The organism is Erwinia sp. E_sp_B01_1 (genome assembly GCF_036865545.1).
Taxonomy (GTDB): domain Bacteria; phylum Pseudomonadota; class Gammaproteobacteria; order Enterobacterales; family Enterobacteriaceae; genus Erwinia.
The window spans coordinates 2800295-2820604 of record NZ_CP142208.1 but is presented as its reverse complement, the minus strand read 5'-3'; the positions used below and the strand labels follow the sequence as shown (position 1 = coordinate 2820604).

The 20310-nt window shown below is 55.8% G+C and carries 12 protein-coding genes, 2 tRNA genes and 1 pseudogene; 10 read left to right on the top strand and 5 right to left on the bottom strand.

The window, feature by feature from the left end:
* Window positions 1-58: 58 nt before the first annotated feature.
* Window positions 59-4008, bottom strand: a pseudogene (gene putA / locus VRC33_RS13305) (trifunctional transcriptional regulator/proline dehydrogenase/L-glutamate gamma-semialdehyde dehydrogenase).
* Window positions 4009-4425: 417 nt separating this feature from the next.
* On the opposite strand from putA, the gene putP reads away from it, so the two are divergent.
* From putP to phoH, 5 genes are all read left to right on the top strand, one after another.
* Window positions 4426-5910: a sodium/proline symporter PutP gene (gene putP, locus VRC33_RS13300; RefSeq protein WP_338556582.1), complete on the top strand. Its 1485-nt coding sequence runs from the start codon at window positions 4426-4428 to the stop codon at window positions 5908-5910.
* 400 nt (window positions 5911-6310) lie between these two features.
* The gene (gene efeU / locus VRC33_RS13295) at window positions 6311-7144 is read left to right on the top strand and encodes an iron uptake transporter permease EfeU (RefSeq protein ID WP_338556580.1); all 834 of its coding nucleotides are present in this window, start codon (window positions 6311-6313) and stop codon (window positions 7142-7144) included.
* Between the two features lie 53 nt (window positions 7145-7197).
* Window positions 7198-8322: an iron uptake system protein EfeO gene (gene efeO / locus VRC33_RS13290; protein WP_338556578.1), complete on the top strand. Its 1125-nt coding sequence runs from the start codon at window positions 7198-7200 to the stop codon at window positions 8320-8322.
* Window positions 8323-8328: 6 nt separating this feature from the next.
* Window positions 8329-9615 (top strand): iron uptake transporter deferrochelatase/peroxidase subunit, encoded by a 1287-nt coding sequence (gene efeB / locus VRC33_RS13285; protein WP_338556576.1) that lies wholly within the window; start codon window positions 8329-8331, stop codon window positions 9613-9615.
* Between the two features lie 597 nt (window positions 9616-10212).
* Window positions 10213-11001, top strand: coding sequence for a phosphate starvation-inducible protein PhoH (gene phoH, locus VRC33_RS13280; RefSeq protein WP_338556574.1), 789 nt, complete (start codon window positions 10213-10215; stop codon window positions 10999-11001).
* A gap of 162 nt (window positions 11002-11163) precedes the next feature.
* Here the strand turns inward: phoH and VRC33_RS13275 are convergent, their stop codons facing one another.
* Both VRC33_RS13275 and VRC33_RS13270 read right to left on the bottom strand, forming a co-directional pair.
* Window positions 11164-11523: a hypothetical protein gene (locus VRC33_RS13275; protein WP_338556572.1), complete on the bottom strand. Its 360-nt coding sequence runs from the start codon at window positions 11521-11523 to the stop codon at window positions 11164-11166.
* A gap of 306 nt (window positions 11524-11829) precedes the next feature.
* Window positions 11830-11917, bottom strand: a tRNA-Ser gene (locus VRC33_RS13270).
* 239 nt (window positions 11918-12156) lie between these two features.
* Here VRC33_RS13270 and phoA point away from each other — a divergent pair.
* Window positions 12157-13563 carry an alkaline phosphatase gene (gene phoA, locus VRC33_RS13265; protein WP_338556570.1) on the top strand — a complete coding sequence of 469 codons (1407 nt, stop codon included), beginning with the start codon at window positions 12157-12159 and terminating at the stop codon, window positions 13561-13563.
* Between the two features lie 1003 nt (window positions 13564-14566).
* On the opposite strand, the gene VRC33_RS13260 is transcribed toward phoA, so the two are convergent.
* Window positions 14567-14654 (bottom strand) — tRNA-Ser (locus tag VRC33_RS13260).
* A 230-nt stretch (window positions 14655-14884) separates the two neighbouring features.
* Between VRC33_RS13260 and VRC33_RS13255 the strand changes: the two genes are divergently transcribed.
* The 4 genes from VRC33_RS13255 (at window position 14885) to VRC33_RS13240 (ending at window position 18749) form a co-directional block, all read left to right on the top strand.
* Window positions 14885-16342 carry an oligopeptide:H+ symporter gene (locus VRC33_RS13255; RefSeq protein WP_338556568.1) on the top strand — a complete coding sequence of 486 codons (1458 nt, stop codon included), beginning with the start codon at window positions 14885-14887 and terminating at the stop codon, window positions 16340-16342.
* Window positions 16343-16434: 92 nt separating this feature from the next.
* The gene (ghrA, locus tag VRC33_RS13250) at window positions 16435-17376 is read left to right on the top strand and encodes a glyoxylate/hydroxypyruvate reductase GhrA (RefSeq protein WP_338556566.1); all 942 of its coding nucleotides are present in this window, start codon (window positions 16435-16437) and stop codon (window positions 17374-17376) included.
* Window positions 17377-17420: 44 nt separating this feature from the next.
* On the top strand, window positions 17421-18158 hold the full coding sequence (locus VRC33_RS13245) for a phosphatase (protein WP_338564444.1): 738 nt from the start codon (window positions 17421-17423) through the stop codon (window positions 18156-18158).
* Between the two features lie 36 nt (window positions 18159-18194).
* A complete protein-coding gene (locus tag VRC33_RS13240) occupies window positions 18195-18749 on the top strand; it encodes a molecular chaperone (RefSeq protein ID WP_338556564.1) in 555 nt (184 codons plus the stop codon).
* Between the two features lie 109 nt (window positions 18750-18858).
* Here the strand turns inward: VRC33_RS13240 and VRC33_RS13235 are convergent, their stop codons facing one another.
* Complete coding sequence (locus tag VRC33_RS13235) at window positions 18859-20271, bottom strand: CoA transferase (protein ID WP_338556562.1); 1413 nt, start codon at window positions 20269-20271, stop codon at window positions 18859-18861.
* Between the last annotated feature and the right edge of the window lie 39 nt (window positions 20272-20310).

The window sequence follows — 20310 nt, the reverse complement described above, 5'->3', positions numbered from 1 at the left end:
GGTAAGCCAAAAAAAAACGGGGCGAATATTCGCCCCGTTTAACGTTGTGAGATTCGAATCAGCCAATGCTCATCAGGCTGGCGTTACCCCCGGCAGCGGCGGTGTTAACACTGAGGGAGCGCTCAATCAGCAAACGCTCCAGCAGCAGATTCGTTTCGCCACGGGCAAAACCCTGCACCGAAACAATAGGGCCTTCGCGTGACGCCACAGACTCGCACAGGGTGCGGAGCTGGTCGGCATCGCCGTGGTAGATCACCGCATCAAACTCTTCCCCTGCGGCCAGTGGCTGAGCCGACAAATCGATACGCTTCTGCACCTCAGCAGGCAGAGATTTCAGCAGGGCGCGATGGAGATCATCTTCAGCCCAGATCACCCGGCTGCCAACCGCCGTAGCCGCCGCCAGCTGCACCAGCGCATCCTCTTCGTTGTCCGCCAGGCAGAGCACACGCTCTCTGGGCAGCAATGCAAAGGTATTACGTTCGCCCGTCGGGCCTGGCAGCAGACGCACGGTGCCACCTTGTCCCAGCTCCGCAAAGCGTGCGCAGCAGGCAGCCAGTTCCGGTTTGTCTTTTGCCCATTCGGTCAGAGCCTGGTGGGAGGCCAGTAAGGTTGGACGCAGCGCAGCATCCACAGGACGTTCGCCATCCTGACGATCCAGGGTAATGCGCAAAGCGTTATCCGGACGATGCGAAAGTAAACGGTAGAGGTAGAGAGGGCCACCCGCTTTTGGTCCTGTACCGGACAAGCCTTCGCCGCCAAATGGCTGAACGCCGACGACAGCACCCACCATATTGCGGTTAACGTAGAGGTTGCCGACCCGCGCCGAGTTAGTGACCTGATTGATCGTCTCATCAATGCGGGTATGCACACCCAGCGTCAGCCCGTACCCGGAAGCATTAATCTGCTCAATAACCTGCGGCAGGGTGCTACGGGAATAGCGGACAACGTGCAGCACCGGGCCAAAGATCTCTTTATCCAGGTCGCTGACGCTACCCAGTTCAATCAGCGTTGGCTTGATAAAGGTGCCGGTCTGCCACTCACTACTGTCTTCCTGGCTGGCATAGGCCGCCTGGTAAACGGTCATGCCTTTGCTGCGCATCGCCTGAATGTGACGCTCGATATTCTCTTTGGCTTCGGCATCAATCACCGGGCCGATATCGGTAGAGAGACGTTCCGGGTTCCCCATCCGGCACTCGGCCATCGCACCGCGCAGCATTTTCAGCGTGTGGTCAGCCACGTCTTCCTGCACGCAAAGCAGACGCAGCGCAGAACAGCGCTGTCCGGCACTGTCAAAGGCGGAAGCCACAATGTCGATCACGACCTGTTCGGTAAGGGCAGAGGAGTCGACGATCATCGCATTCATCCCACCGGTTTCAGCAATCAGCGGGGTAGGGCGGCCCTGCGGATCCAGACGTCCCGCCAGGTTACGTTGCAGCAGGGTGGCAACAGCCGTTGAACCTGTAAACATCACACCACGGACGCGTGGATCGCCAGTGAGCTGCGCGCCAACCGTTTCGCCCAGACCCGGCAGCAATTGCAGCGCGCCAACCGGCACGCCAGCAGCGTGAAGCAGTGAAACGGCCTCGGCTGCAATCAGCGGCGTTTGCTCAGCCGGTTTAGCCAGCACGCTGTTGCCTGCCGCCAGGGCGGCCGCAATCTGGCCGGTGAAGATCGCCAGCGGGAAGTTCCACGGGCTGATGCAGACTACCGGCCCCAGCGGGCGGTGGGTTTCGTTATCAAAGTCATCGCGAACCTGCCCGGCGTAATAGTGCAGGAAGTCCACGGCTTCGCGAACTTCGGCAATGGCGTTGCTGAAGGTTTTACCTGCTTCACGCACCAGAATACCCAACAGGCGCTGCATCTGGCCTTCCATCAGGATCGCTGCACGCTCCAGAATGGCGGCGCGCTCTTCCGGTGGGGTGGCAAACCAGATTGGGCCCTGATTCACTGCCGCATCCAGCGCCAGTGAAACTTCGCTTTCGCTGGCATGACGGACATAACCAACAATATCGCCAGGCTCGGCGGGGTTAATCACTGGCTGAACCTCACCGGCTTCCAGTTCACCGTCAATCAGCGGGCCTGCCTGCCAGGGCTGAAGGGCACTGTTGAGCAGCGCGCTGGAGAGGGAAGCCAGACGGTGTTCGTTAGCCATATCCAGACCGGCAGAGTTCTGGCGTTTTGCGCCATACAGGTCACGCGGCAGAGGAATTTTAGGATGAGGCAGGCCGACCGCGCCTTCGGTGCAGCCCAGTTTTTCCACTTCCGTGACCGGATCGGCCACCAGATCGTCAATGGGAAGCGTGTTATCGGCAATCCGGTTAACGAAGGAGGTGTTAGCGCCATTTTCCAGCAGGCGACGCACCAGATAAGCCAGCAGGGTTTCATGGGTGCCCACCGGCGCATAGATACGGCAGGGGCGATTTAGCTTGCCGTCTGCCACTTTACCCACCACCTGGTCGTACAGGGGTTCACCCATGCCATGCAGGCACTGGAACTCATACTGTCCCGGATAGTAGTTATTCCCGGCCATCTGGTAGATGGCAGCCAGCGTGTGGGCGTTGTGGGTGGCAAACTGAGGATAGATCAGGTTGGGTGCCGCCAGCAGTTTGCGGGCGCAGGCCAGATAAGAGATATCGGTGTACACCTTGCGGGTATAAACCGGATAGCCTTCCAGACCCTCCATCTGGGCGCGCTTGATTTCGCTGTCCCAGTAAGCCCCTTTCACCAGGCGGATCATCAGACGACGGCGGCTGCGCTGGGCCATATCAATCAGCGCGTCAATCACAAACGGACAGCGCTTGAGGTAAGCCTGGATCACAAAGCCGATGCCGTTCCAGCCTTCCAGCTCGGGCTCAAAGCAGAGTTTTTCCAGCAGATCCAGCGACAGCTCCAGGCGGTCAGCTTCTTCAGCATCAATGTTGATACCGATGTCGTAAGAGCGGGCGAGCAAAGTCAGGGATTTCAGGATCGGGTAAAGCTCGGTCATCACGCGATCGTACTGCGCCCGGCTGTAGCGGGGATGCAATGCCGAAAGCTTGATCGAGATCCCGGGGCCTTCATAGATGCCCCGGCCATTGGATGCTTTACCAATAGCATGGATCGCCTGCTGGTAAGAGAGCAGATAGGCTTTGGCGTCGCTGGCAGTCAGCGCGGCTTCACCCAGCATATCGTAAGAGTACCGGAACCCTTTATCTTCCAGCTTGCGGGCATTGGCCAGCGCTTCGGAGATGGTTTCACCGGTGACAAACTGTTCGCCCATCAGGCGCATCGCCATATCCACACCTTTGCGGATCAGCGGCTCGCCGCTTTTCCCGATAATGCGGTTCAGCGAGCGCGACAGGTTGGCTTCGTTGTGGGTGGAAACCAGGCGGCCGGTAAACAGCAGACCCCAGGTGGCGGCATTGACGAACAGGGAAGGGCTGCGGCCCAGATGAGAATGCCAGTTGCCGTTGCTGATTTTATCGCGGATCAGCGCATCACGGGTTGGCTTGTCAGGAATACGCAGCAGCGCTTCAGCCAGACACATTAACGCCACGCCTTCCTGAGAGGAGAGCGAGAACTCCTGAAGCAGGCTTTGCACCATTCCGGCGCGTCCGGTTGCCCCTTTTGGTGCCGAAGCTTCTCAGCGAGCTGGTGGGCAAGCTGATAGGTTTTCTGAGCCAGAGGCGCAGGTAACCGTGCCTGCTCGAGCAATACAGGGACCGATTCGGTTTCAGGCCTGCGCCACGCGGCGGTAATGGCCGCGCGGGTCACGGACTGCGGCAAAATATGCTCGGCGAACTGTAAAAACGGCTGACGCTGCTCTTCTGGTGCGCTCTCTTCACCTTCCTGCGTCAGCGTCTGCGAAGGGATTTCGGGCAGGGCATCGCCTTGTTCCAGCTGCTCAAGATAAGTAAAAATGGCCTGCTTGATAAGCCAGTGTGGGGTACGGTCAATCTGACCGGCTGCAAGCTTGATACGCTCGCGCGTGGCTTCATCCAGCTTCACGCCCATGGTGGTTGTGCCCATGCCTGAAAACTCCTTGAAATAAAAAATAACGTGGTCGGCAAGCAATATCACTTAAGTTGCAACTTTGTGCAACCATGTTAAATGTGACAGCCTTTGCAGAGTTTAAACCCGCTTATTCAAAAGCGGCATGGATATTGCTGCAAGAATCCGGCCAGAATTCAAAAGTGCGATAAAACCTGGCTTTGTAAGGGTTTTCTTGCAGGTGCAACCGGACAATATGTGATCCAGTGCAACCTGTCAGACAATGACCCGTGACAGATGGTGAAATTGCTGTAACTGCTGTGTTAAATCGTTTGTGCGTTAAAGCGGTTTACGGCAGGATACCCCGCCCTGGTCAGGGAGGTGGCGCCACAACGTTCCTGTGGTGACCATTACTGCTTCAGGCGGTTGCGCATCAATATTAATAGGAGAACGTGAATGACTGTAAGTACACCAATGATGGTGACCTTTAGCGTGTATATCCTCGGCATGGTGCTGATAGGTTTTATTGCGTACCGGTCTACAAAAAACTTTGATGACTATATTCTTGGCGGACGCAGCCTGGGGAGCATGGTTACCGCGCTTTCAGCCGGGGCATCGGATATGAGCGGCTGGCTGCTGATGGGGCTGCCGGGGGCTATTTTCCTTTCCGGTATTTCCGAGAGCTGGATCGCCATTGGCCTGACTATCGGCGCGTACCTCAACTGGAAGATTGTGGCCGGTCGTCTGCGTGTACAGACTGAACATCATGATAATGCGCTGACGCTGCCTGATTTCTTCTCCAGCCGTTTTGAAGACAGCAGCAAAATGTTAAGGGTTATCTCTGCACTGGTTATTCTGATCTTCTTCACTATCTACTGTGCTTCCGGCATCGTGGCTGGTGCGCGACTGTTCGAAAGCACCTTCGGCATGAGCTATGAAACGGCGCTCTGGGCTGGGGCTGCTGCAACCATCGTCTATACCTTTGTTGGGGGCTTCCTGGCCGTGAGCTGGACGGATACCGTTCAGGCTGCGCTGATGTTCTTTGCCCTGATCCTGACGCCGGTGATGGTTATCATTGCCGTAGGCGGGCTGGGCGATGCGATGCAGGTTATTCAGGCCAAAAGCTTTGAAAATACCGATATGCTGAAAAACCTGAACTTTGTCGCCATTATCTCGCTGCTGGGCTGGGGACTGGGCTACTTTGGTCAGCCACATATTCTCGCGCGCTTTATGGCGGCGGATTCTCACCGCTCCATCCGCACCGCTCGTCGTATCGGCATGACCTGGATGATCCTGTGTCTGGCTGGTGCGGTGGCCGTGGGCTTCTTCGGCATCGCTTACTTCCAGAACAACGTCGCCCAGGCTGCTGGCGTCTCTGAAAACGGCGAACGCATCTTTATTGAGCTGGCCCGTATTCTGTTCAATCCGTGGATTGCCGGTATCCTGCTTTCAGCGATCCTGGCGGCGGTGATGTCCACCCTGAGCTGCCAGCTGCTGGTTTGCTCCAGTGCGCTGACGGAAGATCTCTATAAAAACTTCCTGCGTAAGAATGCTACCCAGCGTGAGCTGGTGTGGGTGGGGCGCATGATGGTGCTGCTGGTGGCGGCGATCGCCATTGCCCTGGCCTCTAACCCTGAAAACCGCGTGCTGGGTCTGGTGAGCTACGCCTGGGCTGGCTTTGGGGCAGCTTTTGGGCCTGTGGTGCTGTTCTCGCTGATCTGGAAACGCATGACCCGCAACGGCGCGCTGGCCGGTATGATTATCGGTGCAGTAACCGTGCTGGTGTGGAAACAGTATGGCTGGCTGGATCTGTACGAAATCATTCCGGGCTTCCTGTTTGCCAGCCTGGCGATTCTGATTGTCAGCCTGATGGGCCGTGAACCCTCAGCCGCAGCCCGCAAACGTTTTGATGCCGCAGAAGCGGAATACAACGCAGTGTAATCTCTGAATTATTAGCAAAGTGCAGGCTCAGGGAGCCTCTGCCCCTCACAAAGACGCAAAAAGCGCCCTCCGTGGCAGCTCAGCACGGGCCGTTCATGACCCGTGATGCTTTGTTCAGGGCACAGGCTCCCATCGCTTCAGGTTCGTAAGCCGTCTGGAGGGGCGTCGTTCAGACGTCCATTTCCAGGCGACCTCAGCCAAAGCCTCCCTTAATTTCCAGTCATTTTGTTCCGCTTCGCTTTCCCCTTCCTGCCACGCTCCAGCCCGCGCCCCTGCTCGCAATTTGCGAAAATACCTCAGCGGCCTCTTGTATTTTTACTGGCGATAATGATAATCGATATCGTTTTGATTTACGTTTCTTTACCACAGATGAAATTATTTCACCGTTGAGGCCTCAGGCATGTTTGTCCCGTTTCTAATTATGTTACGCGAGGGCCTGGAAGCCGCGCTGATAGTCAGTCTGATCGCCAGTTATCTTAAGCGAACCCACCGCAGCGAGTGGTTTGGTGCGATGTGGGTTGGGGTGTTTGTCGCCGCTACGTTATGCCTGGGCGTGGGCTGGTTTATCAATGAAACCACTGGCGAGTTCCCGCAGAAAGAGCAGGAGCTGTTTGAAGGGATCGTGGCGGTGATTGCCGTCTGCATCCTCACTTATATGGTGTTCTGGATGCGCAAGGTCTCCCGCAATGTGAAAGCCCAGCTGGAAGATGCTGTGGATCACGCCCTGCAGAAGGGCAGTAACAGCGGCTGGGCACTGATTATCATGGTGTTTCTGGCTGTCGCCCGTGAAGGCCTGGAATCGGTCTTCTTTCTGCTGGCCGCTTTCCAGCAGGATGTGGGGCTGGCTCCCCCGGTTGGCGCAATCCTGGGCCTTGCCGCTGCGGTGGTGCTCGGCATGCTGATCTACTGGGGCGGCGTGCGCCTGAATCTGGCCGTTTTCTTCAAATGGACCGGCCTGTTTATCCTGTTTGTCGCGGCCGGGCTGGCCGCAGGTGCCATCCGCGCCTTCCACGAAGCCGGGCTGTGGAATCATTTCCAGTCGCTGGCCTTTGATATGAGTGACACGCTCTCCACCAGCACGCTAACCGGCACGCTGCTGGAAGGGATGCTGGGTTACCAGGAAGCGCCAAGCGTCAGCGAAGTGGCGGTCTGGCTTATCTATCTGATTCCTGCACTGCTGCTGTTCTTTATGCCCGCGCGTCCTCAGGCTGGTGCACTGCGCCCGACGCGTTAAGCCTTTGTCCGTGCCTGGCTTGCAGGCACGTTAACTTTTCACAGGGATTTACTATGACTCTTCGTTTTCGCCGGCAGGCGCTGAATGCTGCGCTGCTGACTCTGCTTACCGGTTCTGCTGCGGCAATGGCTGCTGATATTCCCCAGGTGAACATCACCGTGAATGACAAACAGTGTGACCCGATGAGCGTCACCGTTAAGGCGGGCAAAACCCAGTTCATTATCAAAAACAACAGCCAGAAAGGGCTGGAGTGGGAGATCCTGAAAGGGGTGATGGTGGTGGAAGAGCGTGAAAATATCGCGCCAGGCTTTACTCAGAAACTCACCGCTAACCTTGAACCCGGTGAATACGACCTCACCTGTGGCCTGTTGAGCAACCCGAAAGGCAAGCTGATTGTCAAAGGCACTCAGGCCGCTTCTGATGGCAAGCCGGATGTGATGCAGCTCGCCGGTCCGATTACCGAATACAAAGCTTACGTGACCCAGGAAGTGGTGGACCTGGTTGCCAGTACCAAAGCGTTTACCGACGCGATCAAAGCCGGTGACATCGAAAAGGCCAAGGCCCTGTATGCGCCTACCCGCCGCCATTACGAGCGTATCGAACCTATTGCGGAACTCTTCTCCGACCTCGATGGCAGCATTGATGCCCGTGAAGATGACTATGAGAAGAAAGCGGAAGATCCTAAATTCACCGGCTTCCACCGCCTGGAAAAAGCGCTGTGGGGCGACAACAGCACCAAAGGCATGGAGAGTTATGCTGAGCAGCTCAACACCGATGTGCTGGATCTGCAAAAGCGGATTGATGAACTCGCCTTCCCGCCGGGTAAAGTAGTAGGCGGGGCTGCCGGGCTGATCGAGGAAGTGGCTTCCAGCAAAATCTCGGGTGAAGAAGATCGTTACAGCCGTACTGACCTGTGGGACTTCCAGGCTAACGTTGACGGCGCGCAAAAAATTGTTACCCTGCTGCGTCCGATGCTGCAGAAAGCCGATGCGCCATTACTGGCGAAAATCGATGCTAACTTCAAAAAAGTGGACAGCATTCTCTCTAAATACCGTACCAAAGATGGTTACGAATCTTACGACAAGCTGACTGATGCCGACCGTAACGCGATGAAAGGCCCGATCACCACCCTGGCTGAAGACCTTTCCAGACTGCGCGGAACGCTGGGACTGGATTAACTGTAGATGGCAAGGCAACCTGTTGATGACGCGGCTATGACCTCGCGTCGTCGTTTGTTAAAAGGCATGGGCATCCTCAGCGGTGCCCTCGCTGTTGGCGGTGGCTGCCCGGTGCATGCCGCCCCGGATGATAAATCCTTCTCACCGGGGGCGTTATCCCCCACGGCCCGCCAGGAAGCGCAGCCCTATCATGGCCTGCATCAGGCGGGCATCACCACCCCGCAACAGGCCGCGATGATGCTCGTGGCCTTTGATGTGCTGGCAACGGATAAAACCGATCTGGAGCGCCTGTTCAGGCTGCTGGATCAGCGGATCCAGTTTCTGACCAAAGGGGGTAAAGCGCCGCCGATCGCTAATCCCCGTTTACCGCCGATGGATTCCGGCATTCTGGGCGAGGAGATCTATCCGGATAATCTCACCATCACCGTATCCGTTGGCACCGCGCTGTTTGATCAACGCTTTGGCCTTGAGGCGCAGAAGCCGCTGAAGCTTCAGACCATGACGCGTTTTCCTAATGACTCACTGGATGCCCGGCTCTGTCACGGTGATTTACTGCTGCAAATTTGTGCCAACACCAACGACACGGTGATCCACGCGCTGCGCGATATCATCAAGCATTCCCCTGATTTGCTCAGCGTCCGCTGGCGTCGTGAAGGTTTTATCTCTGACCATGCTGCCCGCAGCAAGGGCAAAGAGACGCCTATCAATCTGCTGGGCTTTAAAGATGGCACGGGTAACCCGGATACCACTAATCAACCGCTGATGGATTCGATTCTGTGGGTGACCGCAGGGCAGGGCGAACCGGCCTGGGCCGTGGGCGGCAGTTATCAGGCGGCCCGAATTATCCAGTTCCATGTTGAGTTCTGGGATCGCACTCCCTTACGTGAACAGGAGACGATCTTTGGCCGGGTCAAGCACAGTGGTGCGCCGCTGGGCATGGAGAACGAGCACGACGTGCCCGATTACGCCAGCGATCCGGAGGGCACCATCACGCCTCTGGATGCGCATATCAGGCTGGCCAACCCCCGCACGCCCGCCACGCAAAGCAATCTGATGCTTCGTCGTGGCTACAGCTACTCGGCAGGCGTCTCTAACGCTGGCCAGCTGGAGATGGGGCTCCTCTTTGTCTGTTATCAGCATGATTTGGAGAAGGGTTTTCTCAGCGTGCAAAACAGGCTGAACGGGGAAGCGCTGGAGGAATATATCAAACCGATCGGCGGGGGTTATTTCTTTGTGTTACCGGGCGTCAGGGATGATAAGCATTATCTTGGCCAGTCTTTACTGGAAGCCTGAAGATGTTTTAAAAGCTTCAGGCAGGATCACGGTAAATTTTATAAACACCGCTCGCGTACGCGGGTGGATGTTTTTTAATCAAATTCCCCATTCCAGGCTTTTTGTGCCCCTTTCATCATTTTTTATGAATCAGATAACCCCCTAAGAAAAACCCAACCCTCTGTTTTTAATATAATTAATAATAGCGGCAGCAGCGCTGAAAGCTAATTCCGTAGAAATTGTTACGATAGAAGTAAAATAGATGTTGATTTGAAGCTGGGATCTGTAGCACTTTATTAACAGCGGTAGTCAGATGAGTTGTCAGATTCAATACGGAGATCGCGAATGGTAAAGTCCTGTGACGGACATGAGTACGACCAAAAAAGTTTCGCTACCTCGTGCGAGGGCGATACTTCCCCAACAACTTCCTCTCTTTTATATTCTCACGGCCAAAGAAAAAATATTTTCAACCGGTGCACGGCTGCGCTTATGGCAGGCTATGCGCTACTCAACAAGGCCAGATAAGGCTAAAAGGAAGCCACCGAAACCTCTAAAGCGTTCACGTAATCGCATCGACTCTCAGGATGCGGGAAATGAAACCAACTGTAAGGTGCCACTATGGGAAGACAGAAAGCAGTGATCAAAGCTCGTCGTGAAGCAAAACGCGTGCTTCGTAGCGATTCACGCAGTCATCGTCAGCGTGAAGAAGAATCGGTCACCTCGCTGGTGCAGATGGGTGGGTTAGATTCAATTGGCATGGCGCGTGATACCCGCGACCATTCACCGATTGAAGCCCGGAATGAAGCTCAGGCGCACTATCTTAAAGCCATAGAAAGCAAACAACTGGTCTTTGCCACGGGCGAAGCCGGTTGCGGTAAAACCTGGCTCAGCGCAGCAAAAGCCGCTGAGGCCCTGATTCATAAGGATGTGGACAGGATTATAGTGACGCGTCCGGTGTTACAGGCGGATGAGGATCTGGGGTTCCTCCCTGGAGATATCTCAGAGAAATTCGCACCCTACTTCCGGCCAGTCTACGACGTTCTGGTTAAACGTCTCGGTTCTTCCTTTATGCAGTACTGTCTGCGTCCCGAAATCGGCAAAGTAGAGATTGCTCCCTTCGCCTATATGCGTGGACGAACCTTTGAAAATGCCGTGGTGATCCTTGATGAGGCGCAAAACGTCACCGCCGCCCAGATGAAGATGTTCCTGACCCGCCTCGGGGAAAACGTCACCGTGATCGTCAATGGCGATATCACCCAGTGTGATTTGCCGTCGCACGTACAGTCAGGCCTCAGCGATGCGTTAGCCCGCTTTGAGGATGACGAGATGATTGGCGTGGTGCGTTTCGGTAAAGAAGACTGCGTCCGCTCGGTGCTCTGCCAGCGTACGCTGATGGCCTACAGCTAATGTTCTGACTGTTGCCAACAAAGCCCGGTTAACGCCGGGCTTTTTTATGCCTGCAATCTGGTTGTACCGCAGTTTTCCCCCTGCCAGGCGCTGAAAAACCAAACCTTCACGGGGATGGTTTCACATTAATGTCATACAACGCTTCTCCGGCGATCGGGGTGATTATCTGCAGGAGCGGATTAACGAATCAATCCTCTGAGCTACCGCAGGATCGTTACGGACATAGTAGATATTCACGCTGGTTTGATGGTCAGAGAATTTTGAGGCATCCAGCATAGCAATCCGTCTTTGCCGTGAATCGAAGAGGTTGAATTGTTTCATGCCATTGGGGAGGGGATCGTCCTCTTCCAACGTCATATGCTGATGACGTGCAGCCTCATACAGACAGCTTTCGACGCTGTAGGGACGCCCTTTGAAGGTGGCGGCTTTAACCTCCGGGTGAATCATGGCGCTGTCGATATTTATACAGCCCGTCAGGGGGGTTAGCAGGGTGAACAGCATCAGAATACGCAGCTTAAACATGGTTGGCTTAATCCATACAGAAAGGAAAGGCGGCCAATTTAGTGTAATTGAAAGGCAAAAGTTTTGATCTGAGAGGGAGGAGGGCAAAAAAAAAGTCTGAACTTTCGCTCAGACTTTCTCTTTAAATATGGCGGTGAGAGAGGGGGATCACGAGGCACGTCCATGTGCCTCGCCCTTTGGGCAGCAGAGCTGTGCAAAACGGCTATCCTGCCGTTTTGTCGAACCCTGTCGAGGCTTCTCACCCCTCTCTCCTGGGGTACATGCAAAAAAAAGTCTGAACTTTCGCTCAGACTTTCTCTTTAAATATGGCGGTGAGAGAGGGGTTCGAACCCTCGATACGTTGCCGTATACACACTTTCCAGGCGTGCTCCTTCAGCCACTCGGACACCTCACCGTATTGTTCTACTGCTTCGCCCTGTAGGGCGACGGGGCGGTACTATAGGGAGTCAGAGGGAATGGGTCAAGCAAAATTTTCGTTTTGTCTTATCAGCTTAAGGCCAAAAAGAGAGTCGCTTAAGCCAGAGTGCAGGTTGTCATAAGAGTGACATCAGGGCTACACAAAAATGTCATGGATGTGTCGCAAACTAGCTTCCTGAAATCTTTAGCAAAACTTACGCATGGAGTGTCGAGTTAATGAAATATAAAAGTCTGTTTACCCTCTCTCTGATCGCCTCAGTCATGTCATCCACAGCCTGGGCTGATATCGCAGCTTACAGCCGCGCCGCACAGGGTGATATCACTGAGCCTGGCGGCGCACGTCGCCTGAGCGGGGATCAGACCGAGGCGTTGAAAGCTTCCCTCAACAGCAATAAAGCAAAGAACGTCATTTTGCTGATTGGTGATGGCATGGGCGATTCCGAAATTACCGCTGCGCGTAACTACGCAGAAGGCGCAGGCGGATTCTTCAAAGGAATTGATGCATTACCGCTGACCGGCCAGTACACCCACTATGCGCTGGACAAGAAAACCCATAAGCCTGATTACGTCACCGATTCTGCTGCCTCAGCCACCGCATGGAGCACCGGCGTAAAATCCTATAACGGTGCCATTGGTGTGGACGTCAACGGCAGGGACCACCCCTCCATCATGGAAATGGCTAAAGCTGCCGGCAAAGCCACGGGCAACGTTTCCACCGCCGAACTCGAAGATGCCACCCCGGCAGCGCAGATAGCCCATGTCACTTCACGTAAATGTTATGGCCCGGAAAAAACCAGCGAACTTTGCGCGGCCAATGCGCTGGAGAAGGGAGGCAAAGGTTCTATTGCAGAACAATTGCTGAATGCGCGTGCAGACGTGACCCTTGGCGGCGGCGGCAAAACCTTCAGCGAAACCGCAAAAGCGGGCGAGTGGCAGGGGAAAACGCTTGAGGAGCAGGCAAAACTGCGTGGCTATCAGTGGGTTTCCGATCTCTCTGGCATGAACGCTGTTACCGAAGCCAGCCAGGACAAACCGGTGCTGGGGCTGTTTGCCCAGGGGAATATGCCGGTGCGCTGGAAAGGGCCGAAAGCAACGTATCACGGTAACCTGGAGGGCAAGCCGGTAAGCTGTGAAGTCAATGCTGAGCGTCCGGCTTCCACGCCAACGCTGGCACAGATGACGGAAAAAGCGATCGATCTGCTCAGCAAAAATCAAAACGGCTTCTTCCTGCAGGTTGAAGGCGCCTCAATAGATAAGCAGGATCATGCTGCCAACCCTTGCGGCCAGATTGGCGAAACTGTCGACCTGGATGAAGCGGTGCAGAAAGCGCTGGAGTTTGCCCGTAAAGAGGGTAACACGCTGGTCATAGTGACGGCGGATCATGCGCACGCCAGCCAGATTATCGCCAACGACAGCAAAGCACCGGGCCTGACGCAGACGCTGAACACCCGGGAGGGCGGCCTGATGACCATCAGCTACGGCAACTCAGAAGAGGATTCTCAGGGACACACGGGCACGCAACTGCGTATTGCCGCCTACGGCCCGCATGCTGCAAACGTAGTAGGGCTGACCGATCAGACCGACCTGTTCTATACCCTGAAATCAGCGATGGAAATCCAGTAACGTTGCTTGCTTAAGGTCAACACCGGGTTTGGTTATAAGGTGCCACCTGAGAGCGTGCTGGCAAAGCTTAAGGTCACAACCTGGTCTGGTGGCAAGGCGTCACCAGGGGGCCTGTTATCCGGGACGTCGTGAATCCTCCCTGGAGACTTCGCAGCCACGTCCATGTGGCTGAGACCCGGCTAACAGGCCCCCTGGCGCCACCCGTCATCTTCAGTGTCGTTGTTTGGTTTGGTGGTCGCACAGGTCAAAACTGGAATTCGTGCACAATCTCATCATTACTGCATTACTGCATTACTGCATTACTGCATTACTGCATTACTGCATTACTGCATTGTAGTAGCAGTCGATTGGTTTTGAAGTACCCCGTAATTTCCAGACAAAACTGAAGCTTCGGGGCGGGGAGGGTGGGTTGATAAGCAAAGCGTCCCGGCACATGGAGGTGCCGGGCCGAGCCGTCACGGACGACGCTTTTTGCGTCTTTGTGTTCAACCCACTCTCCCTGACCTTACCACTGCCTGCACAGGCAATGGTTTTTTCAGCCAGCAGCTCACTCTCCCTGACCAGACACCAGATCCTGCAGACAGCTTATCCCCAAATTACATGCAAAAAAAAGTCTGAACTTTCGCTCAGACTTTCTCTTTAAATATGGCGGTGAGAGAGGGGGATCACGAGGCACGTCCATGTGCCTCGCCCTTTGGGCAGCAGAGCTGTGCAAAACGGCTATCCTGCCGTTTTGTCGAACCCTGTCGAGGCTTCTCACCCCTCTCTCCTAAGGTACATGCAAAAAAAAAGTCTGAACTTTCGCTCAGACTTTCTCTTTAAATATGGCGGTGAGAGAGGGGGATCACGAGGCACGTCCATGTGCCTCGCCCTTTGGGCAGCAGAGCTGTGCAAAACGGCTATCCTGCCGTTTTGTCGAACCCTGTCGAGGCTTCTCACCCCTCTCTCCTGAGGTACATGCAAAAAAAAGTCTGAACTTTCGCTCAGACTTTCTCTTTAAATATGGCGGTGAGAGAGGGGTTCGAACCCTCGATACGTTGCCGTATACACACTTTCCAGGCGTGCTCCTTCAGCCACTCGGACACCTCACCGTATTGCGTCGCAACCAGGTTGCTGACGGCGGCTAATGTAGGCAAAACCAGTGCTGCGGTCAACAACCTTTCTCTACTTTTCTGCTCGTTTAGCCAGTTTTACAGCAAATTGTTGCTTAAATCGCCAAAAGCGACGCTAACGCCGGCCAAATGCATCAGCAAACGGGAAATTATCCGCTTAACGTGCATAATAATGCGCTTAATATGGCAAAAAAATCACGGAACCCGATGTGAACACTTCAGCACAACAACCGGCAACCGGTTCATCCTCCGGTACCAGCGCACTGTTCTTTATCCAAATTTTCGCTACCCTCGGTTTCGCCGTCCTCTACTCCACCCTGGTCCTTTATGCGACTAAACGCCTGGGATTCAGTGAAGGGCAGGCTAATGCCATGATGGGCGTATTCGGCGCATTTAACTATGGCCTGCACCTGTTTGGGGGCTACCTTGGCGGACGCTACCTCAGTAACCGCAACCTCTTTGTACTGGGCATGGTGCTCCAGGTCATGGGCTGCTGGGTACTCTCCGGCCAGAGCGCCGAAGGCCTCTACTGGGGCCTGGCAATGTTCCTCACCGGCAGCGGGCTCAACGTCACCTGCATCAACATGATGCTCACCCAACGCTTTGCCCCGGATGATAACCGCCGTGAAAGCGCATTCCTGTGGAACTACGCCGGAATGAACCTTGGCTTCTTTATCGGCTTTACCGGCGCGGGCTATTTCCAGCTCACCGAACACTACAAATCCCTGTTCCTGTTCGCTACCCTGGGCAATGCCGTGGCCATCGTCATCTCTCTGCTGCGCTGGAAGATCCTCGCCGACATAGACACGCCGCTGCTTCACGTCAGCAAAGCACAATTTCGTCTGAGAATGGTTATCGGCCTCTGTGTGCTGGTGGTTCTGGTGCCCTTGATCCGCCTTATGCTGACGCATGCGGACTTCACCGGATCCTTCGTGATCGGCCTGGGGGCACTGATTTTCCTGCTGCTGGCAATCGCCACGCTGCGCCACAGGCCGCGTGAAGAACAACGCAAAATGGCGGCTTATCTGCTGCTTGCACTGGGATCGCTGGTGTTCTGGACCCTCTACCAACTCGCGCCTATGGGGCTGATGCTCTTCACCGAGCACAATATAAACCTCAATGTCTGGGGCATTCATGTCGCTCCACAGTGGGTGCAGAACATCAATACGCTGGTGATTGTCTTCGGCGGGCCGCTGCTGGCTCTGGGCTTCCGCAATATGCGCGAGCGCGGCTGGCGCATCGATATTCCTCTGCAGTTTGCCTGCTCATTATTCCTGATCGGACTGGGAATGCTGGTACTGCCGCTGGGCATCATGCTGGCAGGTGGCGATGGCATGGTGGCGTTTAAATGGATTGTTATCAGCTACATCCTGCAAAGCCTGGGTGAACTGCTGATCTCGCCGATTGGCTACGCGATGATTGGAAAACTGGCTCCGGTACGCTATCAGGGCGTAATGATGGGCTGCTGGATGATGGTAACGGGTGTGGCTTCGGTGCTGGCGGGGTATGTCTCCGGCCTGATGCCGGAAAACAGCGGCAGCACCCCGGCACTGACCAATCCGGGCTACAGCCACATCTTCAACATGCTGGGATGGGGCAGTGCGGCAGTAGGGCTGATCCTGCTGATGCTAATGCCGCTGCTACGCAAACTCATCCACGCACGCTAATAATTTCCTGGGATACTATGAGTGTCCCATCAACTTTTGCTTGCCAGAATCCCCTTTTTCCCCGAGCCTGAATAAAAAACAGGAGAACCAACGTGGATATCATTTTTTATCACCCCTCATTTAATTCACAGAAGTGGATCAACGGGTTACAGCAGCGTCTGCCGCAGGCGCGTATTCGTCAGTGGACAACCGGTGACGATGCGCACGCCGATTATGCATTGGTTCGCCAACCGCCTGTTGAAATGTTGCAGGGGCGCAAAGAGTTGAAAGGCGTGTTTGCTCTCGGGGCCGGAGTGGATGATATTCTTGGCCAGCTACGCGAACACCCGGAAATGCTGGCCCGTGGCGTTCCGCTGTTCCGTCTGGAAGACACCGGTATGGGCCGCCAGATGCAGGAATACGCCGTATATCATGTACTAGGCTGGTTCCGCCGTTTTAATGAATATCAGCAGCAGAAAACCCGCTCAGAGTGGAAACATCTGCCCAACTACTCCCGCGCTGACTTCAGCATTGGCATTCTCGGCGCTGGCGTCCTTGGCAGCAGCGTCGCAGAAAGTCTGAAAGCCTGGGGATTCCCGGTTCGTTGCTGGAGCCGCTCGCCGAAAAATCTGCCTGGCGTCACCAGTTTTCATGGTGCAGACCAGCTCGGCGAATTCCTTGCGGGTAGCCAGGTCCTGATCAACCTGTTACCTAACACGCCGCAGACTGAAGGTATCCTTAATCGTGCGTTGCTCAGCCAGCTCAAGCCTCAGGCTTTCCTGCTGAATCTGGCCCGTGGGGCGCATCTGGTCGAAGACGATCTGCTGGCCGCCCTGGAAGCCGGTGAGATCAAAGCTGCCGCGCTGGATGTGTTTGTTAAAGAACCGCTGGAGAGCAGCCACGCTTTCTGGTCGCATCCGGACATCGCCATTACGCCGCATAATGCCGCTGTAACCTTGCCAGAGGAAGCTATGGACTATATCGCCAAATCGATCGCACTGCGGGAAGCGGGTGAGATGCCTGCCGGTCTGGTGGATGTGACGCGCGGCTATTAAGTCCGTTCAATGCTATTCTTGCCCTAAGCCTTCAGGAGGAATTTATGTACCCCGTCGACCTTCATATGCATACCGTTGCCAGCACGCACGCCTACAGCACGCTGCGTGATTATGTTCAGCAGGCTCAGACCTGCGGCGTCAGACTGCTGGCAATCACCGACCACGGCCCCGATATGGCCGACGCGCCGCATTACTGGCATTTTGTGAATATGAAAGTCTGGCCGCGAGTGGTGGAAGGCGTGGGCATTCTGCGAGGCATAGAAGCCAATATCAAAAACACCGACGGCGACATTGACTGTACCGGGCCGATGATGGACTCGATGGACATTGTGGTGGCCGGCTTCCATGAACCGGTTTTCGCCCCGCGTGACAAGGCGACCCATACCGAGGCGATGATTGCGGCGATGGCCAGCGGCAATGTGCATATCATCAGCCATCCCGGCAACCCGAAATACCCGGTAGATATCACAGCGATTGCCGAAGCAGCGGCAAAATATAACGTGGCGCTGGAGCTGAATAACTCCTCTTTCACCACTTCCCGGCCGGGGAGTGAGCCTAACTGCCGCGCCATTGTTGCTGCCGTGCGGGATGCAGGCGGGTGGATCTCCTGTGGGTCAGATTCCCACACTGCTTTTACCCTGGGAAATTTTGAACATTGCCTGCGGATCATGAAGGAAGTGGATTTTCCTGAAGATCGCGTATTAAATGTCACGCCGCGTCGCCTGCTGGATTTCCTGGCGCTGCGCACCGGTAAACACATTGCTGAATTTGCTGATATGTGACCCTGTCACGCTTAACCTCTGAATGGACCGATCGTCATGAATGAATTTTCCATCATCTGCCGCATTCTCGGCTCGCTGTACAATCGTCAGCCGCAGGATCCGCTGCTGGTGCCGCTGTTTACTCTGCTGCGCGAGGGCAAACTGCAACAGCACTGGCCGCTGGAGCAGGATGAGTTACTGACCCGCTTGCAGCAACACAGTGAGCCTCAGTCGTTGGCGGCAGACTACAACGCCCTGTTCGTGGGCAGCGAATGTAAAGTTCCGCCTTACGGCTCGCACTGGGAAAACGGCCCGCAGGAGAACGAAGTCAGGGCGTTTCTGCAAAGCCGTGGAATGCCGTTAAGTGATTCCCCGGCGGATCATATAGGCGCGCTGCTGCTGGCCGCTTCCTGGCTGGAAGATCAGTCTGCCGAAGACGAATTGCAGGCGCAGGTTACGCTGTTCGACGACTATTTATTACCCTGGTGCGGTCAGTTCCTGGGCAAGGTTGAGGCACATGCCACTACAGCCTTTTATCGCACGCTGGCGGCGTTAAGCCGCGAAGCGATTCAGGCCATGCGTGACGAGCTGGAAGAAGAAGGGGAAGTCTGATTTCCTGACGGGGCAACCGTCTCCGCTTGCCGGGGGGTTCTTTCCTGAGGTTTTCGCCTTTACAGCCCTCCTGTTGCGGTCAGCCGCCGGGAGGGCTTTTTATGGCCTGTCAGTTGCGCCAGCAGGGCTGTGCTGACCCCAGCGGAGAAGCCGGGCGTGACCACACCAGCGGCGTGCCGGGCAACCACAGCGGTGAGCGCAGGCGATAGCCAATTCCCCATGCGGTGATCTCTGTTTCTACATTATGATCGTGCGGTAAATCCTGGTCGGGCCCATGTGGCTGCTTTGTCTCAGGAAGCTCCGTATCGGGTTCCTGAGGCTGTGCTGTAGCGGGCAGGGGATTATCAGTCAACAGCAGGGCCGTTCTTGCCAGTGAGAGGCGGGCTGTGAAACCGGTGTTGTGCAGCAGCCGCTGACGCAGACCTTCAATCACCGCAGCGGCCATCAGGTAGCCAGTAGCGTGGTCAAGCGCCTGAACGGGAAGCGGCAGGGGCGCGTCGCTGGATTGCCACTTCTGGCCGCTGTCAGCAATTCCGCAGCCCATCTGAACCAGGCTGTCAAAGCCGCGACGGTTGCGCCACGGGCCGCTCCATCCCCAGGCGTTGAGGCTGACATCCACCAGACCAGGCGCGATCTTTTGCCGCGTTTCGCTGTCATAGCCCAGATTGTTCAGGGCATCGGCCCGGTAGCCATGCACCAGCACATCCGCCTCTGCCAGCAGTTTTTCAAACACCTGCCGGCCATCGGCCGTTTTCAGATCCAGCCTGGCGCAGCGTTTCCCCAGGGTCACTTCTTCTTCCAGGGTTGGCTCCTGCCAGCCCGGAGGATCAATTCGCAACACTTCAGCGCCAAGACCCGCCAGAAAACGAGTCGCAACAGGACCGGCAATGATGCGGGTCAAATCCAGCACGCGGACGCCCTGTAAGGGGCGGGCCGGGAATAAACGCCAGAGTGGGGCTGAAGCTTCCGGTTGCCGGCTCTGATCTATCAGCGCCTCCTGCCTTACGGACTGTCCCTGAGGATGCTGAAGCCACTCTTCCACGCTGCGCATCTCTGCTGCACAACCCTGCGCGGCTATCACCGCCTCTTCCAGCGCCGTTTTACGCCACTGTTTCACGGCCTGAGCCAGGCTGGCACGATCCCTGTGTTGCCCGAGGACACTTTCCATAGCGGCGCGGTGATGAGGGGCGTTGGTATGCAGGCGGATCCAGCCGTCTGCGGTCGGATAATCACCGGCGAAAGGATCCCAGAGGGCTGGCGCTTCACGGTTGAGCGGCTGAAAGCTTTGCCGGAACCAGCGAGAAGCCAGGCGACAATCCACTTCAGGCGGTTGCGCATTGCCCACCAGATCCGCCACGGCCTGCATCGCCAGCACCATGCTGCCGCTGGCAAGTTCCGTTACCGGATAGCATGAACAGAAACGCCCCTCGCCGCTGAACCTGACCTCAGGAAGGGGCGAAGCGGTGCCGCGAAGCGCCTGCCAGAGTTGTTGCCATAGCTGTGCCGAAAACTCACTGTCCATTGATCTCTCCCGTGGCTGATGTTAATCACCTTAGCAACG

What these genes read in the sequence shown, in the direction of transcription:
- phoA (WP_338556570.1), top strand. Translation starts at nt 12,157, where the DNA reads ATGAAATATAAAAGTCTGTTTACCCTCTCTCTGATCGCCTCAGTCATG.
- VRC33_RS13245 (WP_338564444.1), top strand. Translation starts at nt 17,421, where the DNA reads ATGTACCCCGTCGACCTTCATATGCATACCGTTGCCAGCACGCACGCC.
- VRC33_RS13275 (WP_338556572.1), bottom strand. Translation starts at nt 11,523, where the DNA reads ATGTTTAAGCTGCGTATTCTGATGCTGTTCACCCTGCTAACCCCCCTG.
- VRC33_RS13240 (WP_338556564.1), top strand. Translation starts at nt 18,195, where the DNA reads ATGAATGAATTTTCCATCATCTGCCGCATTCTCGGCTCGCTGTACAAT.
- putP (WP_338556582.1), top strand. Translation starts at nt 4,426, where the DNA reads ATGACTGTAAGTACACCAATGATGGTGACCTTTAGCGTGTATATCCTC.
- efeO (WP_338556578.1), top strand. Translation starts at nt 7,198, where the DNA reads ATGACTCTTCGTTTTCGCCGGCAGGCGCTGAATGCTGCGCTGCTGACT.
- efeU (WP_338556580.1), top strand. Translation starts at nt 6,311, where the DNA reads ATGTTTGTCCCGTTTCTAATTATGTTACGCGAGGGCCTGGAAGCCGCG.
- efeB (WP_338556576.1), top strand. Translation starts at nt 8,329, where the DNA reads ATGGCAAGGCAACCTGTTGATGACGCGGCTATGACCTCGCGTCGTCGT.
- phoH (WP_338556574.1), top strand. Translation starts at nt 10,213, where the DNA reads ATGGGAAGACAGAAAGCAGTGATCAAAGCTCGTCGTGAAGCAAAACGC.
- VRC33_RS13235 (WP_338556562.1), bottom strand. Translation starts at nt 20,271, where the DNA reads ATGGACAGTGAGTTTTCGGCACAGCTATGGCAACAACTCTGGCAGGCG.